Origin of the sequence: Rhizobium sp. AP16, assembly GCF_000281735.1 — a bacterium.
In the GTDB taxonomy this organism is placed as follows: domain Bacteria; phylum Pseudomonadota; class Alphaproteobacteria; order Rhizobiales; family Rhizobiaceae; genus Rhizobium; species Rhizobium rhizogenes.
The window spans coordinates 11,788-35,746 of the sequence record NZ_AJVM01000009.1; the positions used below are offsets into that span (position 1 = coordinate 11,788).

At 59.9% G+C, this 23,959-nt stretch carries 24 protein-coding genes; 8 read left to right on the top strand and 16 right to left on the bottom strand.

Features of this window, described 5'->3' with window-relative positions:
- Nucleotides 1-24 precede the first annotated feature (24 nt).
- Entirely contained in the window at nt 25-1,059 is a 1,035-nt protein-coding gene (locus tag PMI03_RS06780; RefSeq protein WP_007691208.1) for an aldo/keto reductase, read from the bottom strand.
- A 93-nt stretch (nt 1,060-1,152) separates the two neighbouring features.
- Between PMI03_RS06780 and PMI03_RS06785 the strand changes: the two genes are divergently transcribed.
- Complete coding sequence (locus PMI03_RS06785) at nt 1,153-2,055, top strand: LysR family transcriptional regulator (protein WP_007691210.1); 903 nt, start codon at nt 1,153-1,155, stop codon at nt 2,053-2,055.
- Nucleotides 2,056-2,080: 25 nt separating this feature from the next.
- Here the strand turns inward: PMI03_RS06785 and PMI03_RS06790 are convergent, their stop codons facing one another.
- The 4 genes from PMI03_RS06790 to msuE form a co-directional block, all read right to left on the bottom strand.
- A complete protein-coding gene (locus tag PMI03_RS06790) occupies nt 2,081-2,740 on the bottom strand; it encodes a peroxiredoxin (protein WP_007691212.1) in 660 nt (219 codons plus the stop codon).
- Between the two features lie 99 nt (nt 2,741-2,839).
- Nucleotides 2,840-3,424, bottom strand: a complete 585-nt coding sequence (locus PMI03_RS06795; RefSeq protein WP_007691216.1) for an alpha/beta hydrolase — start codon at nt 3,422-3,424, stop codon at nt 2,840-2,842.
- A 205-nt stretch (nt 3,425-3,629) separates the two neighbouring features.
- The gene (locus tag PMI03_RS06800; RefSeq protein ID WP_007691220.1) at nt 3,630-3,806 is read right to left on the bottom strand and encodes a hypothetical protein; all 177 of its coding nucleotides are present in this window, start codon (nt 3,804-3,806) and stop codon (nt 3,630-3,632) included.
- Between the two features lie 62 nt (nt 3,807-3,868).
- A complete protein-coding gene (msuE, locus tag PMI03_RS06805) occupies nt 3,869-4,429 on the bottom strand; it encodes an FMN reductase (protein WP_007691222.1) in 561 nt (186 codons plus the stop codon).
- Nucleotides 4,430-4,736: 307 nt separating this feature from the next.
- On the opposite strand from msuE, the gene PMI03_RS06810 reads away from it, so the two are divergent.
- Nucleotides 4,737-6,176 carry a family 16 glycosylhydrolase gene (locus PMI03_RS06810; RefSeq protein WP_007691223.1) on the top strand — a complete coding sequence of 480 codons (1,440 nt, stop codon included), beginning with the start codon at nt 4,737-4,739 and terminating at the stop codon, nt 6,174-6,176.
- A gap of 57 nt (nt 6,177-6,233) precedes the next feature.
- On the opposite strand, the gene PMI03_RS06815 is transcribed toward PMI03_RS06810, so the two are convergent.
- Together PMI03_RS06815 and PMI03_RS06820 are read right to left on the bottom strand one after the other, a co-directional pair.
- Complete coding sequence (locus PMI03_RS06815; RefSeq protein WP_007691225.1) at nt 6,234-7,544, bottom strand: HlyD family type I secretion periplasmic adaptor subunit; 1,311 nt, start codon at nt 7,542-7,544, stop codon at nt 6,234-6,236.
- A complete protein-coding gene (locus tag PMI03_RS06820) occupies nt 7,541-9,286 on the bottom strand; it encodes a type I secretion system permease/ATPase (RefSeq protein WP_007691227.1) in 1,746 nt (581 codons plus the stop codon). Before PMI03_RS06820 ends, PMI03_RS06815 begins: the two co-directional genes overlap by 4 nt.
- Before the next feature lie 89 nt (nt 9,287-9,375).
- Between PMI03_RS06820 and PMI03_RS31550 the strand changes: the two genes are divergently transcribed.
- A complete protein-coding gene (locus PMI03_RS31550) occupies nt 9,376-9,501 on the top strand; it encodes a hypothetical protein (RefSeq protein WP_309574332.1) in 126 nt (41 codons plus the stop codon).
- A 229-nt stretch (nt 9,502-9,730) separates the two neighbouring features.
- Here PMI03_RS31550 and minE read toward each other — a convergent pair whose 3' ends face one another.
- Genes minE through minC form a run of 3 tightly spaced genes read right to left on the bottom strand, consistent with a single transcriptional unit; the run spans nt 9,731 to nt 11,561 of the window.
- On the bottom strand, nt 9,731-9,991 hold the full coding sequence (minE, locus tag PMI03_RS06825; protein WP_007691232.1) for a cell division topological specificity factor MinE: 261 nt from the start codon (nt 9,989-9,991) through the stop codon (nt 9,731-9,733).
- The gene (gene minD, locus PMI03_RS06830; RefSeq protein ID WP_007691237.1) at nt 9,988-10,803 is read right to left on the bottom strand and encodes a septum site-determining protein MinD; all 816 of its coding nucleotides are present in this window, start codon (nt 10,801-10,803) and stop codon (nt 9,988-9,990) included. The genes minE and minD overlap by 4 nt, the downstream gene beginning before the upstream one ends.
- A gap of 32 nt (nt 10,804-10,835) precedes the next feature.
- Nucleotides 10,836-11,561, bottom strand: coding sequence for a septum site-determining protein MinC (gene minC / locus PMI03_RS06835; protein ID WP_007691238.1), 726 nt, complete (start codon nt 11,559-11,561; stop codon nt 10,836-10,838).
- Between the two features lie 250 nt (nt 11,562-11,811).
- Between minC and PMI03_RS06840 the strand changes: the two genes are divergently transcribed.
- Together PMI03_RS06840 and PMI03_RS06845 are read left to right on the top strand one after the other, a co-directional pair.
- Nucleotides 11,812-12,621: a mechanosensitive ion channel family protein gene (locus tag PMI03_RS06840; protein WP_039973677.1), complete on the top strand. Its 810-nt coding sequence runs from the start codon at nt 11,812-11,814 to the stop codon at nt 12,619-12,621.
- 102 nt (nt 12,622-12,723) lie between these two features.
- Nucleotides 12,724-13,524 carry an arginine deiminase-related protein gene (locus PMI03_RS06845; protein ID WP_007691241.1) on the top strand — a complete coding sequence of 267 codons (801 nt, stop codon included), beginning with the start codon at nt 12,724-12,726 and terminating at the stop codon, nt 13,522-13,524.
- Nucleotides 13,525-13,539: 15 nt separating this feature from the next.
- Here PMI03_RS06845 and PMI03_RS06850 read toward each other — a convergent pair whose 3' ends face one another.
- Both PMI03_RS06850 and PMI03_RS06855 read right to left on the bottom strand, forming a co-directional pair.
- Nucleotides 13,540-14,487 carry an asparaginase gene (locus PMI03_RS06850; RefSeq protein WP_007691242.1) on the bottom strand — a complete coding sequence of 316 codons (948 nt, stop codon included), beginning with the start codon at nt 14,485-14,487 and terminating at the stop codon, nt 13,540-13,542.
- Nucleotides 14,484-15,944, bottom strand: a complete 1,461-nt coding sequence (locus tag PMI03_RS06855) for an amino acid permease (protein WP_007691244.1) — start codon at nt 15,942-15,944, stop codon at nt 14,484-14,486. The genes PMI03_RS06850 and PMI03_RS06855 overlap by 4 nt, the downstream gene beginning before the upstream one ends.
- A 301-nt stretch (nt 15,945-16,245) precedes the next feature.
- Between PMI03_RS06855 and PMI03_RS06860 the strand changes: the two genes are divergently transcribed.
- Nucleotides 16,246-17,667, top strand: coding sequence for an aspartate ammonia-lyase (locus PMI03_RS06860; RefSeq protein WP_039973678.1), 1,422 nt, complete (start codon nt 16,246-16,248; stop codon nt 17,665-17,667).
- On the opposite strand, the gene PMI03_RS06865 is transcribed toward PMI03_RS06860, so the two are convergent.
- Both PMI03_RS06865 and PMI03_RS06870 read right to left on the bottom strand, forming a co-directional pair.
- Complete coding sequence (locus tag PMI03_RS06865; protein ID WP_039973679.1) at nt 17,639-18,352, bottom strand: FadR/GntR family transcriptional regulator; 714 nt, start codon at nt 18,350-18,352, stop codon at nt 17,639-17,641. The two genes, PMI03_RS06860 and PMI03_RS06865, sit on opposite strands and share 29 nt — an antisense overlap.
- Before the next feature lie 109 nt (nt 18,353-18,461).
- Nucleotides 18,462-19,319, bottom strand: a complete 858-nt coding sequence (locus PMI03_RS06870) for a DUF1989 domain-containing protein (RefSeq protein WP_007691251.1) — start codon at nt 19,317-19,319, stop codon at nt 18,462-18,464.
- Between the two features lie 157 nt (nt 19,320-19,476).
- Between PMI03_RS06870 and PMI03_RS06875 the strand changes: the two genes are divergently transcribed.
- The gene (locus PMI03_RS06875; RefSeq protein ID WP_007691252.1) at nt 19,477-20,352 is read left to right on the top strand and encodes a LysR substrate-binding domain-containing protein; all 876 of its coding nucleotides are present in this window, start codon (nt 19,477-19,479) and stop codon (nt 20,350-20,352) included.
- 52 nt (nt 20,353-20,404) lie between these two features.
- Here PMI03_RS06875 and PMI03_RS06880 read toward each other — a convergent pair whose 3' ends face one another.
- Complete coding sequence (locus PMI03_RS06880; protein WP_007691253.1) at nt 20,405-21,349, bottom strand: LysR family transcriptional regulator; 945 nt, start codon at nt 21,347-21,349, stop codon at nt 20,405-20,407.
- Nucleotides 21,350-21,475: 126 nt separating this feature from the next.
- Here PMI03_RS06880 and PMI03_RS06885 point away from each other — a divergent pair, with 126 nt between their 5' ends.
- Nucleotides 21,476-22,369 (top strand): MBL fold metallo-hydrolase, encoded by an 894-nt coding sequence (locus PMI03_RS06885; RefSeq protein WP_007691255.1) that lies wholly within the window; start codon nt 21,476-21,478, stop codon nt 22,367-22,369.
- 58 nt (nt 22,370-22,427) lie between these two features.
- On the opposite strand, the gene PMI03_RS06890 is transcribed toward PMI03_RS06885, so the two are convergent.
- Nucleotides 22,428-23,924: an amidase gene (locus tag PMI03_RS06890; protein ID WP_007691256.1), complete on the bottom strand. Its 1,497-nt coding sequence runs from the start codon at nt 23,922-23,924 to the stop codon at nt 22,428-22,430.
- Nucleotides 23,925-23,959 lie beyond the last annotated feature (35 nt).

The following is a 23,959-nucleotide window of genomic DNA, read 5'->3' on the forward strand; positions in this document are numbered from 1 at the left end:
CGTTGCGAAATCGGATCATATAAATCAGGTAAGCGGCGGATTTAGTTTGGCAAATCCTTCCTGGTTCCTGTAGGGGAAATATGGATAGGGCGACATCACCGCGCTCACTTTATCGAGCTTGCCAATCTGCTCCTTGGACAATGACCAGCCGACGGCTCCGAGGTTTTGGCGAAGCTGCTCCTCGTTCCGCGCGCCGATGATGACGCTTGAAACAGTCGGTCGACCTATGAGCCAGTTGATGGCGATTTGCGGCACCGTTTTACCCGTCTCGGCCGCGATTTCGTCAAGCACGTCAACGATATCGAAGAGCTTTTCGTCATCTACCGGCGGGCCATAGGCAGCCGTCTCGTGCAGGCGGCTCTTCTCGGGAAGAGGCTGGCCACGGCGGATCTTGCCGGTCAGCCGGCCCCAAGCAAGCGGGCTCCAGACGAGCGCGCCGACATTTTGATCGGCGGCAAGCGGCATCAACTCCCATTCATAATCACGACCCGCAAGCGAGTAGTAGACCTGGTGGGCGACATAACGGAGATAGGCATGTTTCTCCGATACGGCCAACGACTTCATCAGTTCCCACCCCGCAAAATTCGAGGCACCGACATAGCGGAGCTTTCCCGCGGTCACGAGACCATCGAGTGTGGAAAGCACCTCCTCGATCGGGGTCGAGGCATCGAACGCGTGCAATTGCAGCAGGTCGATATAATCCGTGCCGAGACGGCGCAGGGCATCGTCAACGGATCGGATCAGCCGGGAGCGCGATGTGCCCCAATCGGCAGGCCCGTCTCCGGTCGGAAGCGCTATCTTGGTCGAGATCAGAACGGCATCACGACGTCCCTGGATCGCCTGGCCGAGCACATCCTCCGATGCTCCGGCGGAGTAGACATCCGCGGTGTCGAAAAGATTGACACCTGCCTCCAGGCAAATGTCGACGAGACGACGTGCCTCCACCGCGTCCGTCGTCCCCCAAGCGCCGAATAGCGGCCCACTGCCGCCGAAGGTGCCGGCTCCAAAGCTCAAGACCGGCACCCTCAGGCCCGATGCACCGAGATTTCTGTATTCCATCGATATGTCTCCTGTCGTTTCAACTGAGATAGACGCTCCACCCAACATGATATAGATTGCCTGGAAGAAACTCATTTGTGATTTGAATTCATCATGAGCCGTCAGGACATAAATCGCTCCGGCGAGATGGAAGTCTTCGTGCGTGCTGTCGAGCTTGGTGGCTTCACCGCCGCGGCAACGGCCTGCCGCATGACGCCGTCGGCCATCAGCAAGCTGGTTTCCCGCCTTGAAGCACGACTGGGCGCGCGGCTTATCAACCGCTCGACACGACGGCTGCAACTGACGCCGGAAGGATGTGCCTTCTATGAGCGCAGCATAGCAATTCTTGCCGACATCGCCGAGGCCGAGCGCTATGCCTCAGCTGGCGAGCAGGCCGCCGGACCCATCCGCATCAATACCAGCGGTTCCTTCGGCAACCATGTGCTGGCGCCGCTCATTCCATCCTTCATGGCGCTATACCCTGCCGTCTCGCTTGAGATCGTTCATACCGACAAGGTCGTGGACTTGATGGAGGAGCGCGCCGACGTCGCGATCCGCACCGGTCCACTCAAGAATTCCAGCCTGACCGCCCGCAAGCTCGGCACGACCAGCAAGATCATCGTCGCCTCACCGGACTATCTCAGACGGCGCGGTACACCGAGATCAATCGATGAACTCCAGAAGCACGGCCGCATCGGCTTTGCCTACGCACGCGCCGTGGAGGGATGGCTGCTGCTAAGCGCTGGCAAGACGATGGAAGTTCCCGTTACGCCAGGCCTGCAGGTCAGCGATGGCGAAGCCATGCGCCATCTGGCGCTCGCAGGGGCCGGTCTGGCGCGGCTTCCCGCTTTCACAGTCAAGGCGGATATCGAGGCCGGCCGCCTGGCACCCGTGCTCGAAGACATAAATCCGGGCGACGGCGAGGAGTTCTATGCCGTCCATATCGGCCAGGGCGGACCGCTTCCAGCGCGCGTCCGGGCGCTGCTGGATTTCCTGCACGATAATGTCAGGCTGTGAAGAGCCTGCTTGGCTAACGGCGCGTTCAGAGCGCCGGCTGCCTGGTCTTACGCAGATAGGGCAGCACGGTATCGAACGAGCCGAAGCGGCTGATGGCGTCCTCGTTGGACACCGCGGCGGTGATGATGACATCCTCGCCCTGCTGCCAGTTGGCCGGCGTGGCAACCTGGTGCTTGGCGGTCAGCTGGATGGAGTCGATAGCGCGGAGGATTTCATTGAAGTTTCGGCCCGTCGTCATCGGATAGGTGAGGATCAGCTTGATTTTCTTGTCAGCCCCGATGACAAAGACCGAACGCACCGTGGCATTGTCAGCGGGCGTGCGGCCTTCGGAACTTTCGCCGGCGCCAGCCGGCAGCATGTCGTAGAGCTTGGCGACCTTGAGATCCTTGTCACCGATCAACGGATATTCGACATCGAAACCGGTGGCGGTCTTGATGTCGCCCTTCCATTTGGCATGACTTTCGACCGGGTCAACGGAGATGCCGATGACCTTGACGCCGCGCCTTGCGAATTCCTGCTCCAGTCCCGCCATAGCTCCGAGTTCGGTCGTGCAGACCGGCGTGAAATTCTTGGGGTGCGAGAACAGCACCGCCCAGCCACTACCTATCCAGTCATGGAACTGGATCGGTCCCTGTGACGTGTCTGCGGTAAAATCGGGTGCGATATCGTTGATACGCAGGCTCATGATCGATCCTCCAAATATAGGGCTGTCGCTGTCAGATGACCGACGACACATGTTGGGCAAAAGAAATCCGCCGCAGAATGACGATGAATAAAAGCCTCCTCAAGCGGGCGCGGTCGCTGCCGACGCAGAAACATACGGCCTTCGGTGCCTGCAACGCGCCTTCAGCGTCTCCAGCAGAGCATACCCGCTGGGCCACCGCCCGAAACCGCTTGCGACATTGATATGGCCCGCAAGGCCGATATTCCTGATCTCGGAATTCCACAGACGCCCGAACATCGTAAGGCGGTCGAGCGTCATATAGACGTCGTTCAGGCTGCCGATCGTCATGCTGGGAAATGGCAGTGTTTCGGTGGGCATGGTGCCGAAGGAAACCTGCCCCGCATGCAGCGTTTCCGTCGCGGGGAGATCACATGGCGCGACAAGCAGTGCACCCTTGACGCGGCGCGCAGCCGGCCGGCTAGCCAGTTGGGCAGCCAGCAGGCAGCCGAGACTATGGGCAACAATATAGGCGTCGCCCGCCTCCTCCAGCGCCGCTTCAAGTTTCTCCATCCAATCACGAAGGTTCGGATGATCCCAGTCGTCCTGATCCACCACATGGCCGTCCGGCTGATCCTGCAGCCAATAGCGCTGCCAATGCCCTTCCCCCGATCCGAATAGGCCCGGCAATATCAGCACCCTGCTCATCGCACCTCCGCTCTTTCGATCAAGGGCAATTGATGCTCAGGAGCGGTCATCAGAATGCCCCCGCCACGAGTGCGAACAGAAAGATGAAGGAGGAGGCAATGGTGCAAACTTCAGCACCGCGAACGAGACGGGATCGAATGTCACTCGGGATGCGCCTTGCAACCGGTCGCCGGAGATCGAAAGCCAGAGCCATCGCGCGTTCCTCTCAATACCAGGCAACGGGCGTGGAGCACCAGAAATAGAGCTCGTAATCGCGCGCTGACGGCTCTCGATCATCGTCGGCGGCAGCCGTTCTATCGATCAGATGAAGAGGCTCATCCTTCCAGTGAATCCATAGCTGGCCAAAGGCAGTCTTCAAGCGGGTGATGACATCGAATTTCATGCTATCCTCCATCTCGTTGATCCAATTTGCTTAAGTAAAAGATGTTGCCGTGGGACGATCGGTCACTCGGCTGCGGCAAGCAGTGCCGTCGCGCCGGGAAAGAAGGCGGCGAGTTCGCCGACCACCTCATCGATGCGCTTGGAGAGCGGTTCGGATGAAATCTTGTAATCCGTGAAATCACGATCCGAGGCATAGACCGCCGTCGGCAGTGTATGGGCCATGAAGAAGCCGAAGAGCGGTCGCAGCTGATGTTCGACCATCAGCGCATGGCGATCGCCGCCGCCCGTTGCCGTGATGATGATCGGCTTGGCGCGCAACTCGTGCGGGTCGATGAGATCGATGAGGTGCTTGAAGAGGCCGGGATAGGATCCCTTGTAGGTGGGCGAGCCGATGACGAGCACATCCGAGGCGACGATATCGTCGATCACCCGCTTCGCCTGGTCGTCCAGATCCTTGCGCCATTGAGCCGCACCGAGCGATGGGCCGACGTCCTGCAGATCGTAGATGCTGCTCGCGAAACCATATTGATTGGTCGCCAGATCAGCCACGTTCTGCACAAGTGCATATGTCTTCGACGGGCGGTTGAAACTACCGGCGATGCCGACGAGTTTGCGGGCAACCATTCTCATTCCTTTCCGAGCTTCAAACGAGCTTTCCAATGAGCAAATATTGTCTATGAAAATGATAGATTAAAAGGAACGACAATCTCTCCTTGCCCGGAAAACGGGAAATCTGTTCCGTTCAAAAGAGGTCGGCGTGGGCCGACGTCGCCCGCAGCCCGCGCATATGGCCACTATCTCTACTTTTGAATGTAAAAAATTTTTCCGAGGGACTGGGCGACAGATTTCATGGCCCTATCTTGCGAAATAAGGCGCGAAAAAATGTTGGCTTTGTGGAGGAGACAACCTAACGCAACGGAAGAGGTTGCCGATGACCACGAGTGTTCTCAATGCCCTGGGCCAGCCGCTCTATTACAGCGGAACGTCAACAGGTTTTTTCTCCGCCACGGGCTCCGGCCCGACGCTTTACGGCACCGATGGAAACGATTCCATGTGGGGTGACGCCTCCGTCAACGTGACGATGCATGGCGGCACCGGCGACGATATCTACTATCTCTATTCGAGCATCAACCACGCCTACGAAGCGCCCGATGGCGGGATCGATACCATCAGTACCTGGATGGACTATACCCTTCCGGACAATTTCGAAAACCTGACGGTAACCGGCAATAACCGGCATGCCTACGGCAACAGCGCCGACAATATCATTACCGGCGGCTCGGGAAGCCAGACCATCGACGGCGGCGCCGGCAACGACGTTCTGACCGGCGGCGGCGGCGCTGATACCTTTATCATCTCCAAGGGCAATGGTAGCGACCTGATCACCGATTTCAGCGACGACGACAAGGTGCGGTTGAACCAATACGGGCTGACCTCCTTCAATCAGGTCGTCAGCCACAGCACCCAGGAAGGCGCCAATCTGCGGCTGGATCTGGGAAATGGCGAGAGCCTGGTGTTCGCCAACAAGACCGTGGCCGATCTTCATGAAGATCAGTTTCAGCTTGGCCTCGACCGTTCCTCGCTGACGCAAACCTTTTCGGACGAGTTCAACTCGCTTTCCCTCAGCGACGGGACGCAGGGCACCTGGGAAGCGAAGTTTCATTGGGCGCCGGACAAGGGCAGCAGCCTGAACGATGAGTTGCAGTGGTACATCAACCCGTCCTATGCGCCGACCTCATCAGTCAATCCGTTTTCCGTTTCCGACGGTGTTTTGACGATCAGCGCCAAAACGACACCTGATGCGCTGAAATCGGTCGTGGAAGACCATGACTATACCTCCGGCATCCTGACCAGCTACTCTTCGTTCTCCCAGACCTACGGATATTTCGAAATGCGGGCAGAGATGCCGCATGATCAGGGCGCATGGCCGGCCTTCTGGTTGCTGCCGGAAGACGGATCCTGGCCGCCGGAACTCGACGTGGTGGAAATGCGCGGCCAGGACCCGAACACGGTCCATGTGACGGCACATTCGAACGCAACGGGCGAACACACGATGGAATCCATCCCCGTGTCGGTTCCCAGCACCGACGGCTTCCACACCTACGGCGTTCTATGGGATCAGGACCAGATCGTCTGGTATTTCGACGATGTTGCCGTGGCTCATGCCGACACGCCCGCCGATATGCACGGCCCCATGTATATGCTGGTCAATCTGGCCGTCGGCGGTATTGCGGGCACGCCGGGAGACACGTTGAAGAACGACGGGTCGGAAATGAAGATCGACTATATCAAGGCCTATTCGCTGGATGATCACACAACGCAGACGGCCTCGGCGGTTCAGTCCACCCATACCACCGATTGGCATATATGATCTGATGTCCAGGGTGTCTTGGGCGCCCGGCGCGACCGTTTAAATCACGGCCGCGCTTTAGTTTCCTTTGAACGCCCGCTTGATCTGATCGGTCATCGGTTTCGTCAAATAGGCAAGAACGCTTCTCGAGCCGGTCTGCATGAAGGCTTCCACCGGCATGCCGGCAAGCGGCGTAAGCTCGCCCAGCCGGTCCCATTCCTCCTTCGACGCTTTGGCGCGAACCACATAATAACTCTGGCCAGAATGCTGATCTGTCGTCAGATCCGCCGAGATGGTCTCGACGCGAGCGTTCAGCTCGGGCGTGATACGCTGGTTGAAAGCAGAAAATCGCAAAGCGACGACCTGCTCGACGGCGACCTGGGCGATGTCCTGCGGCGCGAGCTTCAGCTCGGCGACAAGCGCGTCCTTGTCCGGCACGATCTGCATGATCGTCTCCGCCGGCCCGATTACCGCACCCGCCGCATGCACGTTCAACTGATCGACGATCCCGGCTTGCGGTGCCCTGATGTCTATCCGCTTCAGATCGTCCTCGACGGCGATTAATCGCTCCGAGAACTGGCCGGTATCGCTCTCGGCCTGTCGCAGCTGATCGGAAACCTCGGAACTGCGATCATTGTCGATCTGAATGATCTGAAGCTCGGTCTCGGTGATCTTGCCGTTGGTCTGCGCAATCGACGATACGAGATTGCCGAGCTCACCGGTCAGCCGGGCGCTGTCCCTCTGCAACGAATAGACCTTCGTCGCCGAAATGATGCCCTGATTCAACAATTGCTGGAGGCTGCCGAGCTCCTTGCCGACAAGTTGGATCTCGACCCGCTTGCCCTTCTCCTGCGCGACCAGGCCCTCGACTTCCTGTTTCAGCTGCTGAACTCTCTCGCGCAACTGGGACTTCTGACCCTGTCGCGATGCCAAGCGGTCGTTGAAGAGGCGCTGCTCGCCGGCCAGTATATTCTTCACGTCATCATTGCCGGCATTGGCCAGCAGATCCGCCGGGAAGGCGATCGCATCCTTGCCGTCACGCTCCGCAGCCAGCCGTGCCGTTCGGGCGGCAAGTTCATTCAGGCGCTTCCTGAAAATGGCGAGACTGGCTCGGGTCTGCGTATCATCCAGACGAATCAAGACCTGACCGGCATCGACGCGGTCGCCGTTCTTCACGTTGATCGCGCTGACAATGCCGCCCTTGAGGTGCTGAACAGGCTTTACATGGCTGTCGACGACGAGCGAACCGGATGAGATGACCGCTCCCGAGATCTTCGTCGCCGCCGCAAGGCCGCCCATGATGCCGAACAGCAGGAGGATCGTCGCCAGCACGAAAATGGACAGGCGGCGGATGGCGCGGTCAGTGGGGGAGAGCTTCGTGTTCTTCATCCGCTCACATCCTCGCCGGCGATCATCAATCGGACAGGTCCGGTCCCTGAAGGTTTCGGGGACGTCCCCAATATCTCGTCCTTGGGTCCGAATGCCTGCATTTGTCCGTTGGCAATGATCATGACCTTATCGGCGGCCGCAAGCGCGCTCGGCCTATGCGCCACGACGATGGCAATGCCGCCCCGCGCCCGTACGCCAATCAAGGCTTTGGTCAGAGACGCCTCCCCTTCGGCATCCAGATTCGAGTTCGGCTCGTCCAGAACCACAAGGAAGGGGTCGCCATAAAGCGCCCGCGCCAAGGCGATGCGCTGCCTTTGACCGGCCGACAGCCGCGAACCGCCCTCGCCGATGACCGTGTCGAATCCATCCGGCAGCTTGACGATCATGTCGTATACGCCGGCCGCCTTCGCAGCCGCGATGATCGGTTCAGGCTGCATGTCCTTCGCGAAGCGCGAAATGTTTTCAGCTATCGATCCGTCGAACAGGCCGACATCCTGCGGAAGATATCCGACATGTTGCCCGAGTTCGCTTGGTTCCCATTGCGACAGCGCCGCCTGATCGAGCCTGATCGCGCCGATGGTGACCGGCCACAGCCCGGTGATCGCCCTGGCGAGCGACGATTTTCCCGAGGCACTTGGACCAACGACGCCAAGCACCGTTCCCGCCGTTATCTTGAACGAGATATTGCGCAGGATGAAATCGCGGCTTCCCGGAGAGGTCAGGCCAATATTTTCGACACTGAGATCCTTCTGCGGTGCCGGCAGAGCAACGGCCCACTGTTCACTCGGGATCAGATTCAGAAGCTTGTTGAGACGCGCCCAGCTTTGTCGGGCAGCAACGAAGCCCTTCCATTGCCCGATGGCAAGCTCGACGGGGGCCAGAGCACGGGTGACCATGATCGAGCTTGCTATGATGATCCCGCCCGTTGCCTGCTGGTCGATCACAAGAATGGCGCCGACAGCCAGAACGCCAGACTGAAGCATCATCCGCGATATCTTGGCTATCGTGGTCAGCGTGCCGGCAATCTTGCTCGCAGCCAGCTGATTTGCGAGATAATCCTCATTCATCGCCGCCCATTTTTCGGTGAGGCGACCGCTGAAACCCATGGCGACCACCGCTTCCCAGTTCCTCCGCGCGGCCTGCGCGAAGCTGAGGCGTGCCGCCGAGGATTTGGCAGCTTCCAGCGCTGGGCGATGAGACAGCACCTCGGCAAGCACGGTCAGAATGACAAGTAGAATCGCGCCGCAGAGTGCGGTGACGCCGATCCAGAAATGAAACAAAAAGCACAGGACCAAGTAAAACGGCATCCAGGGCAGATCGAACAGCGCCGCGCATCCGGCTCCGGACAGGAACGAGCGGACCTGCTCCAGATCGCGAACAGACTGGAGCCCATCGTCGGACGTTTGCATTCTGGTCGGCAGATGAACGAGCGAGCTGAAAACCTTCCGGTTCATCCGTTCATCGAGAGACGCCCCGACACGCGCAAGCAGCATCGAGCGCAACAGCTCCAACGCGCCCTGGAATATGAAAAGGGTGGCGGCAATAATCGCGAGACCCGCCAGCGTCGGAAGACTGCGGCCCGGAATGACCCGATCGTAAACCTGCAGCATGAAGAACGAACCGGTGAGCGCCAGCACATTGATCGCCGCGCTAGCGATGGCGATGCTGAAGAACGCCTTTCGAAGCGACGACAGCATCAGGAAAATGAACGTCTGTGGTGGTTCTTTCGGAACAGCAAGCACGTTGCTTCAATCCTTAACTTAGCCCTTGGACGGCAGCAGAGTATCCACAGCATTGCCCCGCATCGTCCCCCTCAAATGAGGAAACCGAAATGACGCAAAGAGCCAACCACATTGCGATGGCGGCGATGAAAGCTGCTGACGGCCCCTTACCTGATCGGCAGCCTGAAAGCCGGCTGCTCCGTGCACAAGTATCGAATATTCTTTGCATTTTATGAAGTCGAAATTTACGTAGCTTCCAATTTCAGTGAACCCGATCTTAGGATTTCGAGCGATGTTCCATCGTGACACATTGTCTGGTTGCGACACGTAATCCGGCGATCATGTCATGGTGGAAATCACCGCGGCCGGGTTGCTTCCGCTCTATCGGAGGCGCCATGCAAAAAATCCCCCGGCCAATGGCCGGAGGATTGCACAATAGAATATGCTATCTTTAGTCGAGAGGCCTCAAGCGGCCCGCACGGTTGCGTTCAACGGAATTTCGACGTCGATTTCCAGCGTCGAGACGTGCTCGTTACAATCCATCTTCACCTGAACCTTGTCCCTGTCGAGCTGCACATGCTTTTCGATCACGGCAAGGATTTCCTCGCGCAGCAGAAACACCAGGTCCGATCCCACTGACGAACGTTCGTGGGCCAGAAGCAGCTGCAAGCGTTCGCGCGCGGCCGGCGCGGTCCTTTGCTTTCCAAAAAGACGAAAAATGTTCATGCGGCCCTCCGTCCGAAGATCTTGCCGAAAATGTTCCGCTTTTCACCGGGGATCGTGATCGGCAGAACCTCGCCAGCCAGTCGGCGAGCAGCGTCGAAATACGCCATCGCAGGCGCACTGCGGCTGTCAGCCAGCGTGACGGGAGCGCCGATATTGGAGGCGCGCAGAACATCGCTGCTTTCCGGGATAATGCCGAGGAGCGGAATGGAAAGGATTTCCAGGACGTCGTCGACCTTGAGCATATCGCCACGCTCGGCGCGATTGGCGTCGTAGCGGGTGAGCAGCAGATGCTTCTCCATGCGCTCGCCGCGCTCAGCCTTGAGGGTCTTCGAGTCGAGCAGGCCGATGATGCGATCCGAATCGCGCACCGAGGAGACTTCCGGATTGGTCACGACCACCGCCGTATCCGCATGGCGCATTGCCAGGGTCGCTCCGCGCTCGATCCCGGCCGGGCTGTCGCAGATGATCCAGTCGAAATGCTGCCTCAGCTCGTTGATAACGCGCTCGACACCTTCGGGCGTCAGATTGTCCTTGTCGCGGGTCTGCGATGCCGGCAGCAGAAACAGCGTTTCCAGCCGCTTGTCGCGGATCAGCGCCTGCGGCAGCTTGGCATCGCCCTGGATGACGTTGACCAGATCGTAGACGACCCTGCGCTCAGCGCCCATCACCAGATCGAGATTGCGCAGCCCGACGTCGAAATCGACAACGACCACCTTCTCGTTCCTTTGCGCCAGAGCCGCTCCGAGCGCGGCAGTCGAGGTCGTCTTGCCAACCCCGCCCTTGCCTGACGTCACTACGATGACTTTCCCCATCTTGCTCTCCTGTTTCCTGGCCGGTTTCCGGCTCAGATAAGTTTCTCTGCTTTGATGGCATCGCCTTCCAGCCAGAGCTGGACGGCCTGCCCGCGAAGGTTGGCGGGCATGTCTTCCGCCATCTTGTAGATACCGTCGATGGCAACGAGTTCTGCCTCGAGCTTGCGGCAGAAGATGTGCGCTGACGCCTTGCCCAACGACCCCGCCATGGCCCGGCCGCGCAAGGTTCCATAGATATGGATCGAACCGCCCGCGACGATCTCCGCTCCCGAGGCAACAGACCCGACGACCGTCACATCACCTTCCGGAAAGATCACCGACTGCCCTGAACGCACCGGCTCCCTGATGGTGATGGACTGAACCGATGGACGGGCTTCAGGCACCGTGGCTGGCTGGCTTCGCAGCTCGATGGTCGGCTCCTTCTCGGGAACCTCGAAGTCGGAAACCGCGCGGCCACCCTTGAGAGCGGCAGGCATGCCCGGCCCAAGGATCGACGGGCGCGCACCCTCGATTCCCATGATGCTCACATTGCGCTGGCCAAGCTCCGCGATGAGCTCCTTCAGCTGCGAACGGTCGATCGGCAGATCCGTCACGTCGAGCACAACCGGTCGTCCAAGGAAGAATCCAGCCGAGCGTGCAGCAAGATCATCCAGTCTTATCAACCAGTTATCGAACGGAAGATCCGGAGAAAGCATGACCGCCAGAAAGGAGCGGCCCTTGATGCGAATGGAGCGAGGGTCTGTTATCACTTTGGTCATCTATGTAAATAAATCGTTGATATTGTGTACCAACGCCATGGTTAACAAATGGTTAATTTCACCCCATAAACCGTAAATCGCCGCCGCCTCAAAACCCCAAAATGGCGTCTCGCCTACAGTCCTTATTTCGGGTGATCTGGCGACCTCCGCCATTGCATTTACCATCGTGGAAGGGCACCAAAGCGGAACCAGTTCGGCTTCGGAGGGTTCCTTGGCCGTAACCGTCAATGGCCTGGAAGGTATGTGCAGAATGGAAAATCAAGCCACCAACGCAATCGTCGCCACGCAGACAGCACTCAGTCAGGCAAGCGCCCTGATCGTTCACTACGGCTTTTCGACTATAGGAGCGATCGTCCTACTGGCCGGCGGCTGGGTTCTTGCCAGCGTCATCAGTCGATGGGCCTATAAAGGCATCTCGAAAATTCACGGCATAGACGAAACGCTGGCCCGATTCTTCGAGAAGGCACTGCACTACGGGCTGCTGATTCTCGTCTTCGTCACCGTCCTCGGGCAATTCGGCGTCCAGACGACCTCGATCGTTGCGACGTTGGGTGCTGCCGGCCTCGCCATCGGGCTAGCCCTTCAAGGTACGCTACAAAACATTGCGGCCGGAATCATGCTGCTCGCCCTGCGTCCGTTTCGCGTTGGTGAGTACATAGAAGCCTCCACCGTTGCCGGCAAAATCGTCGAGGTCGGGTTGTTTGCTACCCAACTGCGCACCGCTGACGGTCTTTATCTGCTCGCACCAAACTCGACGCTGTGGAACACGCCAATCATCAATCACAGCCGCGAACCCAATCGCCGCCAGGAGCTGTCGGTGGCCGTCGGCGACGATGCCGATCTGAAGCTCGCCTCGAAAACGCTTCTCGACGTCGTCACCGATGATCGCCGCGTGAGGAGCAGCCCTGCTGTTCGTGTTTATTCCGACGAGCTGACCGCCGAAAAGACGACGTTGAAGATCGAATACTGGGTGAAGACCAGCGACTGGACGGAGACCCGTCACGATCTGGTCGACCGGATGAGAATCGCGCTTGCGGATAAGGGAATCGTCATCAAGTAAACGCGCGGGCTTCCACCTGTCACAACAGGAAAATTTCGCTTAGATGCTTGGACTTGGCTGAGTCGGAAGAGGCAGCCGGAATGCAGGGAAAGGGACGGGAAAATGTCGCCAGCCAGATCAGTCTATCGCTTCAACTCCGCCATCGTCCGCGAGCCATCACGCTCGGTGGTTGACGGCCTGCGCGCCGAGGAGCGTGGCAGCCCGACCTATGCAGCCGTGAAGGCCGAGCATGATGCCTATGTCGCCGGCCTGCGCGATGCCGGCGTCGAGGTGACCGTCCTGCCGGCGCTCGAAGCCTTCCCCGATTCGATCTTCGTCGAAGACCCCGCACTCGTCTTTACCGAAGGTGCGATCCTGCTTCGCCCAGGTGCTGCAAGCCGATCCGGCGAAGCGGCTGAAATCGCGCCCGCCTTGCGCGGCATGTTCGAAACCGTGCTCGATTTGCCGGCGGGTATCGCGGATGGCGGTGATATTCTGGCGACGCCGAAGGGCATCATGATCGGCCTTTCGGCGCGAACCGACAGGGCCGGCGCCGAAGCACTTATCGGCTGCCTCGACAGGTTTGGCCACAAGGCCGGACTGGTCGCGACGCCGGAAGGCGTGCTTCATTTCAAGACCGCCTGCTCGCTGCTCGACGAGGAAACGGTGCTTTCGACTGCCCGCCTCGCACGTTCCGGCGTCTTCGAGGATTACAAGCAGATCATCATCCCGGACGGCGAAGAGCCGGCGGCAAACGCGCTGCGGATCAACGACATCCTGATGGTGCCTTCCGCATACCCACGCAGCCTCGAGCTTCTCGACAAGCATGGCTACAAGATCGTGCCGGTGCCGACGACGCAGATCGAAATGATCGACGCGGGTCTTTCCTGCATGTCGCTGCGCTGGTATCGCGACGGCAAATAAAGCTAACCGAGAATGCTAGCGGCAGTCGCCGAAGGCCCGGGAGATTTGTCCAGCCGGGCTTCGTGCGGCGATCAGCGCCGCAAGCAGGATGCGCGCCTGGCTCGGCCGGAGCGTGTGTGAGTGGACTGCCCCGGCGACAGCAAGATCATGCCCGCCGCCGCCGCCGCCGTAGCTCGCGACGAGAAGTCCGTCGGGCACCCTGCTGGAGACGATCACGGGGATGCCGCTGTCCGTGCAGCGTCTTACCGTGTCGATGATATCGGGATTGGCATTGCCGGAGCCGAGGGCGGCAAGCACGATTCCGTTCGCACCTGCATCGAGGCTCGCCTGGATATGAGTGGCGCCGCAGCCAGGATAAATCGCAACTATATCGACACGGACGTCTGCGACTGGTGTGGGCAGACGCGGGCTCTCGACATGCCCGATCGGCCGCGCCGAGCGGAATGCGTCGGGCTTATCCGCGCTACGCTTGTAGACGCCCCATGCGGGCAGAAGCCTGCCGCCGAAGGATACGAGAACGCCTCGACCGACGTTATCCTGATTCATCGCGGTTTCGATCGCCAGGGCAAGGTTGGCCGGCCCATCGGCATGCGGATGATCGGCGGTAAATTGCGCACCGGTGAAAACCACAGGTTTGGAAGTTGCCTGCTGCAGGTGAACGAGCAGCGCGGTCTCCTCCATCGCATCGGTGCCATGCAGGACGACGACGCCGGAAATCGCCGGATCATCGAGCTGCTGTCTTACGGCATCGCTGATCCGTTGCATGTCGGCCAGCGTCAGGCTCGCGGAATCTTTCGACATCAGATCAATGGGTTGTAGCCGCGCGTTGACCTGCGGAACAAGCGCAAGAAGATCCTCGCCCGTCAGGCTTGGCGTGCTGGCGCCATCGGCGCCACGCTTGCTCGCGATGGTCCCACCGGTGGCGATGATTGCCACCAGTGGATTGATTTTTTGCGCGTTCAATGCGGCGCTTCCGCACTGACGATACGTTCATCGGCCAGACGATGAATACGCTCCCGCAGCAGATACCATCCGGCGACCAACGCCGGAATGATAATCACCAGCGAAGCGATGGTCCAAGTGCCGATTGGATAGTCGAAGGCCATGAGCACCAATACGCCGAAGAGGAAGACAAGCGTGAGGATACCGGTATAGGGCGCGCCGAACATGCGGAAATCAGGCCGGACTAGCTCGCCGCGGCGCGACAGGTGCCACAGCTTGAGCTGGCAAAGCACGATGACGCCCCATGCGCAGATGATACCGAGAGCGGACAGGCTAAGCGCGATCTCAAAGGCCGCGGCAGGAACGACCGCATTCAGCGCCACGCCGAGAACCGTCACGGCGGCAGTCACCGCAATGCCGCCATAGGGCACGCCGGCCTTGTTCATCTTCGCAAGTGCCGCGGGGGCAGAGCCCGATACAGCCATCGAGTGAAGGATACGGCCGGTCGAATAGAGACCTGCATTGAGCGAGGAGAGCACAGCGGTCAAGACCACCAGGTTCATGATGACATCGGCACCCTCGACGCCGATGGAGCCGAAGAAGGTCACGAAGGGGCTCTCGCCAGCCTTGTAGGCCGTGTAAGGGAGGAGGAGCGAGAGCAGGAACACCGAGCCGACATAGAAGATCAAGAGACGAGCGACAACGGTCCGGATCGCGCCGGGAATGACCTTGCGGGGATCGGCGGTTTCACCCGCCGTGGTGCCGATCAGTTCGACCGAGGCGTATGCAAACACGACGCCCTGAATGATGACGAAGGCAGGCAGGATGCCGTTGGGGAAGAAGCCGCCATTGTCAGTGATGATGCTGAGACCGACGGTATGCCCCTCCAAGGGGGTGCCGAACACGACGAAGTAGATGCCGACGACCAGGAAGGTCGCGAGCGCCATAACCTTGATCAGGCTGAACCAGAATTCAAGCTCGCCGAATACCTTCACGGACAGCATGTTCATCACCAGGACGACCAGGAGCGCCGTCAGGGCGAACACCCACTGGTCGATTCCCGCCAGCCATGGAACATAATGCTTGAAGAAATTCATGTAGAGCGCGACGGCGGTCACGTCGGCAACCGACGTCATTGCCCAGTTCAGCCAGTACATCCAGCCGGCCGCAAACGCCATCTTCTCGCCGTAGAACTCGCGGGCATAGGAGACGAAGGAGCCGGAGCTCGGGCGATGCATGATCAACTCGCCAAGCGCACGCAGCACCAGGAACGCGAAGAAGCCGCAGAGCGCGTAGACGAAGACCAGCGCGGGGCCAGCTTGGGCAAGCCGCCCGCCTGCGCCGAGGAACAATCCGGTGCCGATCGCGCCGCCGATGGCGATCATCTGGATCTGCCTCGGCTTGAGCGCCTTATGGTATCCGAGCTCTTCCTCGACGAATACCTCGCGGTCAGCCGATGTGGTTTTCACTGATTCCATTGATATCTCTCCTCCCAATGAATTCGTTTTCAGTTGGCTGCCTCGCGCTGCGTCAGGAACTCAAGCGCATCCGGCTTAACCGTTCGCCGCCCAATGGGTGCGGGGACAGACCAACAATTTCAGGACAGCCCTGTAAAGCTGCATGACAGATTTTATTTCCTCATAGTCTTATAGAAAGTCTGACGTCAAGTGGCATCTGCCCTTATTGACCGCAGTTCCTCGATTGATTACGGTCTGAATATCTGTCAGACAGCTTGACAGATATTAGCGTCGTCTCGAGCCATTGGAGGATAATGTGGTCATGACTCGCAGGGAGCACGATCTGCTGGGAACGAAAGAGATTCCGGCGGATGTTTATTGGGGCGTGCATACCGCAAGGGCGGTGGAAAACTTCCAGGTCACAGGCATGACGATCGGGCGCAATCCCTATCTCGTCCGGGGTCTGACCTTCGTGAAAGAGGCCGCGGCAATCGCAAACCACGAGCTCGGGCTGCTCGATCAAGTGCGGATGGATGCGATCGTGCGGGCCTGCCGCGAGATTCGCGCCGGCGCGCTTCACGACCAGTTCGTGGTGGACGAAATCCAGGGCGGGGCCGGCACCTCAACGAACATGAACGCGAACGAGGTCATCGCCAATCGTGCCCTCGAACTGCTCGGCCATAGCAAGGGCGACTATGCCCATCTTCACCCGAACGACCACGTCAACCTCAGCCAATCGACCAACGACGCTTACCCCACGGCGATCAACATCGCGCTGATCGAGGCGATCGATGACCTCGCGGCCTCGATGACCGTGCTGAAGAGCGCCTTCGACCGCAAGGCGCAGGAATTCGCCCGGTTCATCAAGCTTGGGCGAACGCAGCTGCAGGATGCCGTTCCGATGACGCTCGGACAGGAATTCCGGACCTTCGTCGTGATGCTCGGCGAGGACAAGGCTCGCCTTATCGAGTCCGCCGCGCTGCTGCACGAGATCAATCTCGGCGCCACCGCCATCGGCACCGGGCTGAATGCCCCTCGTGGATATGCAGCGCTGGCTTGTGAACATCTGTCGCGGCTGACGGGACGTCCGCTGGTCACGGCGGACGACCTGATCGAAGCGACCCAGGATCCAGGTGCATTCGTGCATCTTTCAGGTGTGCTCAAGCGTGTTGCTGTGAAATTGTCGAAGACGTGCAATGACCTTCGCCTGCTGTCTTCCGGTCCGCGCGCGGGGATCGGTGAAATCACGCTGCCCGCCGTTCAGGCGGGATCGAGCATCATGCCGGGGAAGATCAATCCGGTTATTCCGGAGATGGTCAATCAGGTCGCCTATGCGGTGATCGGCAACGACATTACCATCACCATGGCCGCCGAAGCCGGCCAGCTTCAGCTCAACGCCTTCGAGCCCATCATGGTGCGCGCGCTTTCCCAGAGCATCAGCCAGCTGAGCGCCGCCTGCCGCATCCTGGCGGAACGCTGCGTCGATGGCATCCAGGCCAATCCTGCTATCATGGCCGCACGGGTGGAGGAGTCGATCGGGCTTGCCACCGCACTCAATCCGCTGATCGGCTACTACGCCGCCACAGAAGTCGCGCAGGAAGCGCTCGCCAGCGGCCGCACGGTGCCAGAGGTCGTCCTCGCACGCGGACACCTGACCGTCGAACAACTGCAAAAGGCGCTCAGCCCCGAGCACCTCGCCAACCTGCCCGCTATCGTCAACGCTGAGCCTGATCTTCTCCAATGATGGTGGTCACCACCTGCTTCACCTGACCGAGGTGAAGCTCCATTGCCTCTCGTGCCTCCTGCCCTGAGCCCACCTTGATCGCGTCGACGATCCGGCGGTGCTCAAGGTTAGATGCCGCACGCCGGCCGGCCATCATATTTACCATCTCCGATTGTAACGACAGTGCTTCGCGGGCATCGGCCACGATCTTCGCAAACAGCGCGTTGCCCGACGCCTCCGCGATCAGGCCATGAAACTGCGAGTCGAGGAGCACCCATGGATGCGGCTCCTCTTCCCTTTCCATCTTGTCACACAGCTCCAGCAAAGCGGCCATCTGATGCTCCGTGCGGCGCAACGCCGCCCAGCCGGCAGCGGGAACCTCGATGAAGGGACGCGCCTCGATCAAATCGCGCGCCGAGTAGGCGCCATAATTAAGTTCCGGGCTAGGCGTCGCGATCAAGACATAGGTGCCGCTGCCGGTGCGGGTTTGCGTCAGCCCGAGCGTTTGAAGGGAACGCAAAGCCTCACGAATGATGGGCCGGCTTACGCCATACCTCTCCGCCAGTTGAGCCTCCGATGGCAGCCGAGTGCCGATGGTCAGCTGTCCCGAGCCGATGGCTGAGCGCAGATCGTCAAAGACCGCCTCGGCGGCGTTCTTCCGACTGATCGGCCTTGTCTCGGATAACCAGTCAGCCAATTCGCTCATACTCCCGTTTGATAGACACCTCGGATCTGTCAAACAGCTAAGCTGAATCTCGGCCGGCATCAAGCGCAGACACGCGAGAGTTGCCTTCTGCGCCCAGATTTGCGGAGGCCTACCGGTGCGTTCGCGGATAAGGGTTGCGCTCCGGGAAGCTCCAGCCGACGATGATCTCGGGATCGGCCTGCCACACTTCCACCTTCAGCGGATAGCATGCAGCCTCGTCGCTCGAATGGCCGGTGCCGCAATCACCGCCGGGGCATGCGGAGAGAGCGCCCAGAAGATCGATCTCGGCGAAGAACTCGATGAAATCGCCTGGCCGCACGGGGCTGGCCTTCATGAAATACTGGTGGGTGTCGCGCGTGAAGCCGGTGCACATGAAGACGTTCAAGACGTCATGCACATGAGTTTCGGCCTCCTCGAGCGATATGTTCCGCTCAGCAGCAAGCGCCCGCGTCAGGTTCGAATGGCAGCAGTGATGATAGTCGTTCCCCTTCAGCAGCCGGTTGGTATAGGGGTCGCAGCGGGTGCCAATGACGTCATGGACGCCGGCGCCGTCATCGTCCCAGCCATACCAGCCGAGCGTATCGTGGGTGATCGTCGCCATTGGCCGCAGAGACGGCAAGCTGCTCCACAATCGATCGCCGACGCCGACATGCGTGGCATGCAGGGCGCGGGTCTTGCCGCTGAAGAATCGTTCGGAGAGGTCATTCGCATTCCAGAGATTGAGATCGCCGACCTGCGAGCCCTCTACGCTGACGATACGGAAAAAATGTCCTTTGGGAACGTGAAAGCTGCGCGCCTCCCTCGGCGGGACGATGGTCTCGCTCACCTTCGTCAGCTTCTGCCGCGCTGTATTCAGAAGGCCAAGATCGGCAGATGGAAGCGTCTCGACCGGATAGACGACGACCGGCGGTTTGCTGCGACGGTCGTTTGCATCGGAAGGGATCAGCGGCATGGATAAATTCTGCATTACGATCACTATCCCTTATATGCTTGCGTGATGATAGCCTAGCGCTTGCCGAACGCCTGTCAGAAGCACCAGATTCGGCGGCACTCTAGCGAAATAGCACCGCCAAACAACACAGTTTGTTCTTGCCCTTTGACCAAGCCTGACTTAGTCATTATCCATGAGCAACCTTCCCCTCGCCTCCCTGCGCGCCTTCGAGGCAGCTGCGCGTCACGAGAGTTTCGTCAAGGCAGCCGCCGAGCTCAATCTGACGGCGGCCGGCGTCAGCCAACATGTGCGAACGGTGGAAAACTGGTTGAACGTCCCGCTTTTCGTGCGGCAGACGCGTGGTGTCACGCTCACCGCTGCCGGCCGCGAGTTCGGGGCAGCGGTGACACACGGGCTCGGACATATCGAAATCGCCGCCCAGCAATTGCGGCTCGAAATTCACAGCCGCCCGATCAGCATTGCCTGCATCGCATCGATGGCAACGCGATGGCTCATTCCGCAATTGCCGAGATTTAGGGCGGCTTATCCGGATCTTCGGATCAACATCGTCTATGCGCTGGACGCGAAGACGCCGGAAGCGGCTGGTGTCGATCTGTTGATACGTCACGGGCTACGGCCTGGCCCAAGCGCGATCGAGCTTCTAAGCGCCGAAACGCGCCCGACCTGTTCGGCGGAATTTCGCGCCCGTTACGGCAAGCTTGAAGCACTCCACGATATGGCCAGCGCCGAACTCCTTCATGACGAGACCATCGATGCGTGGGCACGCTGGTTCGCTATCGCCGGCCTTCGCGACACACCCAGGGCCGGCCCGATCTTTGCCGATTTCAACCTGATGATCGGCTCGGTCATCGGCGGCCAGGGTGTCGGCCTTTGTCCCACGGCGCTGATTGCCGATGAATTGGCGCAAGGGTCGTTGGTGACGCTGTTCGACACAGCTTCGGATATGGACAAGGCCTATTGGCTGATCGAGGCAAAGAGCCTTTCTCATGAGGCCAGAACGTTTCGAGACTGGCTGGTTGTGGCAGGCCAGGAACGTTGGAGTACCTGACGGCACGGAGCTTGTATCCTGCCAGCGATTTCTGCTCACTCACTTGGGATACTCAAACAGCGTCTGCAGCCAAATCGGAACCGGCCCTCGTTTGGGCCACTCTCTGGCGTTCGGCCGCCTTTAGCATATCCACGAAGGCACGAACCCTGGCAGGCCGAAACCGCGCCGACGGAAAGACGGCATGGATGCCGCCGGCAGGCAGGCTCCAGTCGGGCAGGATGCGAACCAGCCTTCCCGCCTCGATGTCCTTCGCCGCCATGTAGTCCGGGAACACCGAGACCCCTACCCCGGCAAGAACGCAGGCATAGGCCGCAGGTGTCTTGTCGGCGGTCACCGGGCAATTGACGTCAATTGTGACTGTCTCCCGCTCGGCATGCGAAAAAATCCAGCGAAGCGGGTTTCGCAGTGCAGCGTTGGCGACCCATGGCAGATTGATCGCATCGGCCGGCGATGACATGGAAGGCATCGCGCCGATCAGGGAGGGCGCGGCGACGAGATATTGATCAAAGGTGCCAAGACGCCGCGCCTGATTGCTGGAATCCGCAAGCCAGCCAACGCGAATGGCGAGGTCTACCTGACCGGCAGCCAAGTCCATGACATCGTCATCGAAGATGACGTTGACCTGCATCTGGGGAAAACGCTGGCGATAGGCCGCGATTGTCGGCGCCACGACGGCTGCGCCATAATCGAGCGATGCGGTCAGCGTCAGCATGCCCGAAGGCTCGCTCGCCTTTTGCGACATCTCGGCATAAGCCGCCTCCGCCTCGCGCAGAATGATGACACAGCGGCTATAGAAAAGACGGCCTTCATCCGTCGCGTGAAGTCGCCGCGTAGTGCGAGTCAGCAGCGTGACGCCCAATTCCTGCTCCAGCCGCGCGACCTGATGGCTGACGACAGCCTTTGCCACACCAAGCCGTTCGGCCGCCAGCGTAAAGGAACCGGTGTCGACGACCGTTGTGTAGAAGATCAGCCGATTCAGATTGAGAAGATCGCTCACGGTACTTTGTCAAATTAAATCATACAGTCTGTATGATTGAGCGATATTTATCTCCTAATCAATGCCTGTGATAGAATTTGCTCAATCTTTGGCTACCTCGCACTCCACCAGATCGGGAAAATTGACATGATCACACGACGCGACACCTTCAAGCTTGCAATCGCTGCCGGCCTAGTCGTTTCTCCGCTCACCCTGGCGCGTGCCGCGAACAGCAAGCTCGAATGGACATATTTTCAGGCGGGTGAAACGGGCTTTCGCCGCACGCCGGTCCTCCTGACGGGCAAAAGGAACGCCATCCTGCTCGACGGCGGCTTTACGCTCTCCGACGGACGCGCCGTTGCGGATGCCATCAAGGCTACGGGCAAGCGGCTGACGACCATTTTCGTGAGCTGCAACGATCCCGACTACTACTTCGGCCTTAGACCCATTGTAGAGACCTTCCCGAACGCGAAGGTTATCGCCAAGCCGGTCACCGTCGAGGCGATCAAGGCCAATGTTCAAGCCAAGCTGGAGGCCTGGGGGCCTCAACTCAAGGAAAACGGCCCGCAGAAACTGGCCGACGTCGTTATTCCCGAACCGTCCGACGTGACCTCTCTCGATCTCGAAGGGGCTCGCATCGAGATTATCGAAGTGCCCGGAATGCACGACCGGCGCTACATCTGGGTCCCATCGCTCAAAGCCGTCTTCGGCGGCGTTCTCATCAGTTCCGGCATCCACGTCTGGGTCGCCGACACGGCAACACCGGAGCTGCGTGCCACATGGGTTAAGGCGCTCGATACGATCATTGCGCGTAAACCGAAGATCGTCATTCCAGGCCATCAGGCAGAGGGAGCCGAACAGGGGATCGCGGCAATCACCTTCACGCGCGACTATCTTCTCGCCTTCGAGGAAGAAATGGGACGAACGAAGGACAGCGCCGAACTGATCGCTGCAATGACCAAGCGCTATCCCGACCTCAAGGACGTCAGCTCACTCCAGCTCGGCGCCAAGGTCGCCAAGGGCGAGATGAAGTGGGGTTGACTATCGTTGGCCCGCTCCCCGATCATTCTTTCCTGACGCTGCCGGGGAAGTTGCCGATCTAGAAGCCCATGAAGCCCGGTTGCTTGGCGAGCGCCGGGGCCTTTTCCAACGCGGTCAAATCAACCTTCGGGACACCGAACTCGGCGTCCCCGGCGAGAATTTCCTCGATTTCCGCTGCCACCTGCAAGACGCCGGCGTCATCATGGCGCCGGCCGACGATCTGCAGACCGAAGGGCATGCCGAGCGTGTCGCGGCCGACCGGAATGGTGATCGAGGGATGGCCGGCAAGGGTCGAGGCATAGGCCATGGCCAGCCAGTGGTAGTAGCTTTTGGTCGGCTTGCCGTCGATCTCTTCCGGATAGAGTTCGTGCCAGTCGCGCGGGCTGATCGTTACCGCTGGGCAAAGCACGTAGTCATGCGTTTCGAAGAATGTCTGCCAGTCGCGGTAATAGCGACCCTGCTTGACGAGCGCATCGGCGATGTCGAGCGGACCATAGCTCAAACCCTCTTCGACATTGGCGCGGACGAGAGCGCCGACCTTATCCGGATGGGACAGCATCAGCTTGTGATGCGTGCCCAAGAACATCACGCCGCGCAGGACCGAAAAGATGCGATCGGCATCGGCGCAATCCGGGTGCGTTTCCGCGACCACGCCAAGATGGCTCGACAGCCGCTTCGTCACCCGTCGGAAACTATCGCGAATGACCCGTTCAGTCGGCGCAAAGCCGAAATCCTCGGTAACGGCAATGCGCAGGGAGGCGAGGGCGGGGCGGCGACCGGCTCCAAACCCGTCCATCCCCCAAGGGGTCTTGCCTTCGACGACGACCGTATAGGGATCGAGCCTGTCCGGCCGCGCCATCACGGACAGCATCAGCGCCACGTCGGCGACATCGCGGCCCATCGGCCCGCTCGTCGGCAGAGGCATCAGCGCCATGGCGCGCGTATCGCCGGGCACGACGCCCGGCGAGGGGCGAAAGCCGACAACGCCACAAAAAGCGGCCGGATTGCGAAGGCTGCCCCCCGTATCCGACCCCGTGGCCAGCGGCGCCATTTGGGACGCGAGGAGCACAGCCGAACCGCCGGAAGAGCCGGCAGCACTCTTCGTCGTGTCATGCGGATTGGCGGTGGCGCCATAGACGGCATTGCGGGTATTGCCGCCGGCGCTCCATTCCGGATTATTGGTCTTGCCGAACGGGATCGCCCCTGCCCCGCGCATGGCAGCAACGATTGCATCGTCCTTGACGGCGATATTGTCGCGATAGATTTCCGAACCGAAGGTGGTCGGCAGGCCGGCAACGTCGATCATATCCTTGACGCCGAAAGGCAGGCCATGCAGCGGACCGAGCGCTTCGTTGCGCGACACCTTCTCTTCGGCCAACCGCGCCTCGTCCAGAACCCTGTCGAAATTATAGGCCACCAGGGCGTTCACCGCCGGGTTGAGCATCTCGACCCGCTTGATACAAGCCTCTGCCAGTTCAACCGGCGAAAGGCTCTTGCGTCCGATCAGCTGGCGCGCCTCCAGCGCACCGAGATCCGCGGGATTGGATTTGCTCATGGCGACACCTTTCTGAAGGATAGGATGGAATGTCA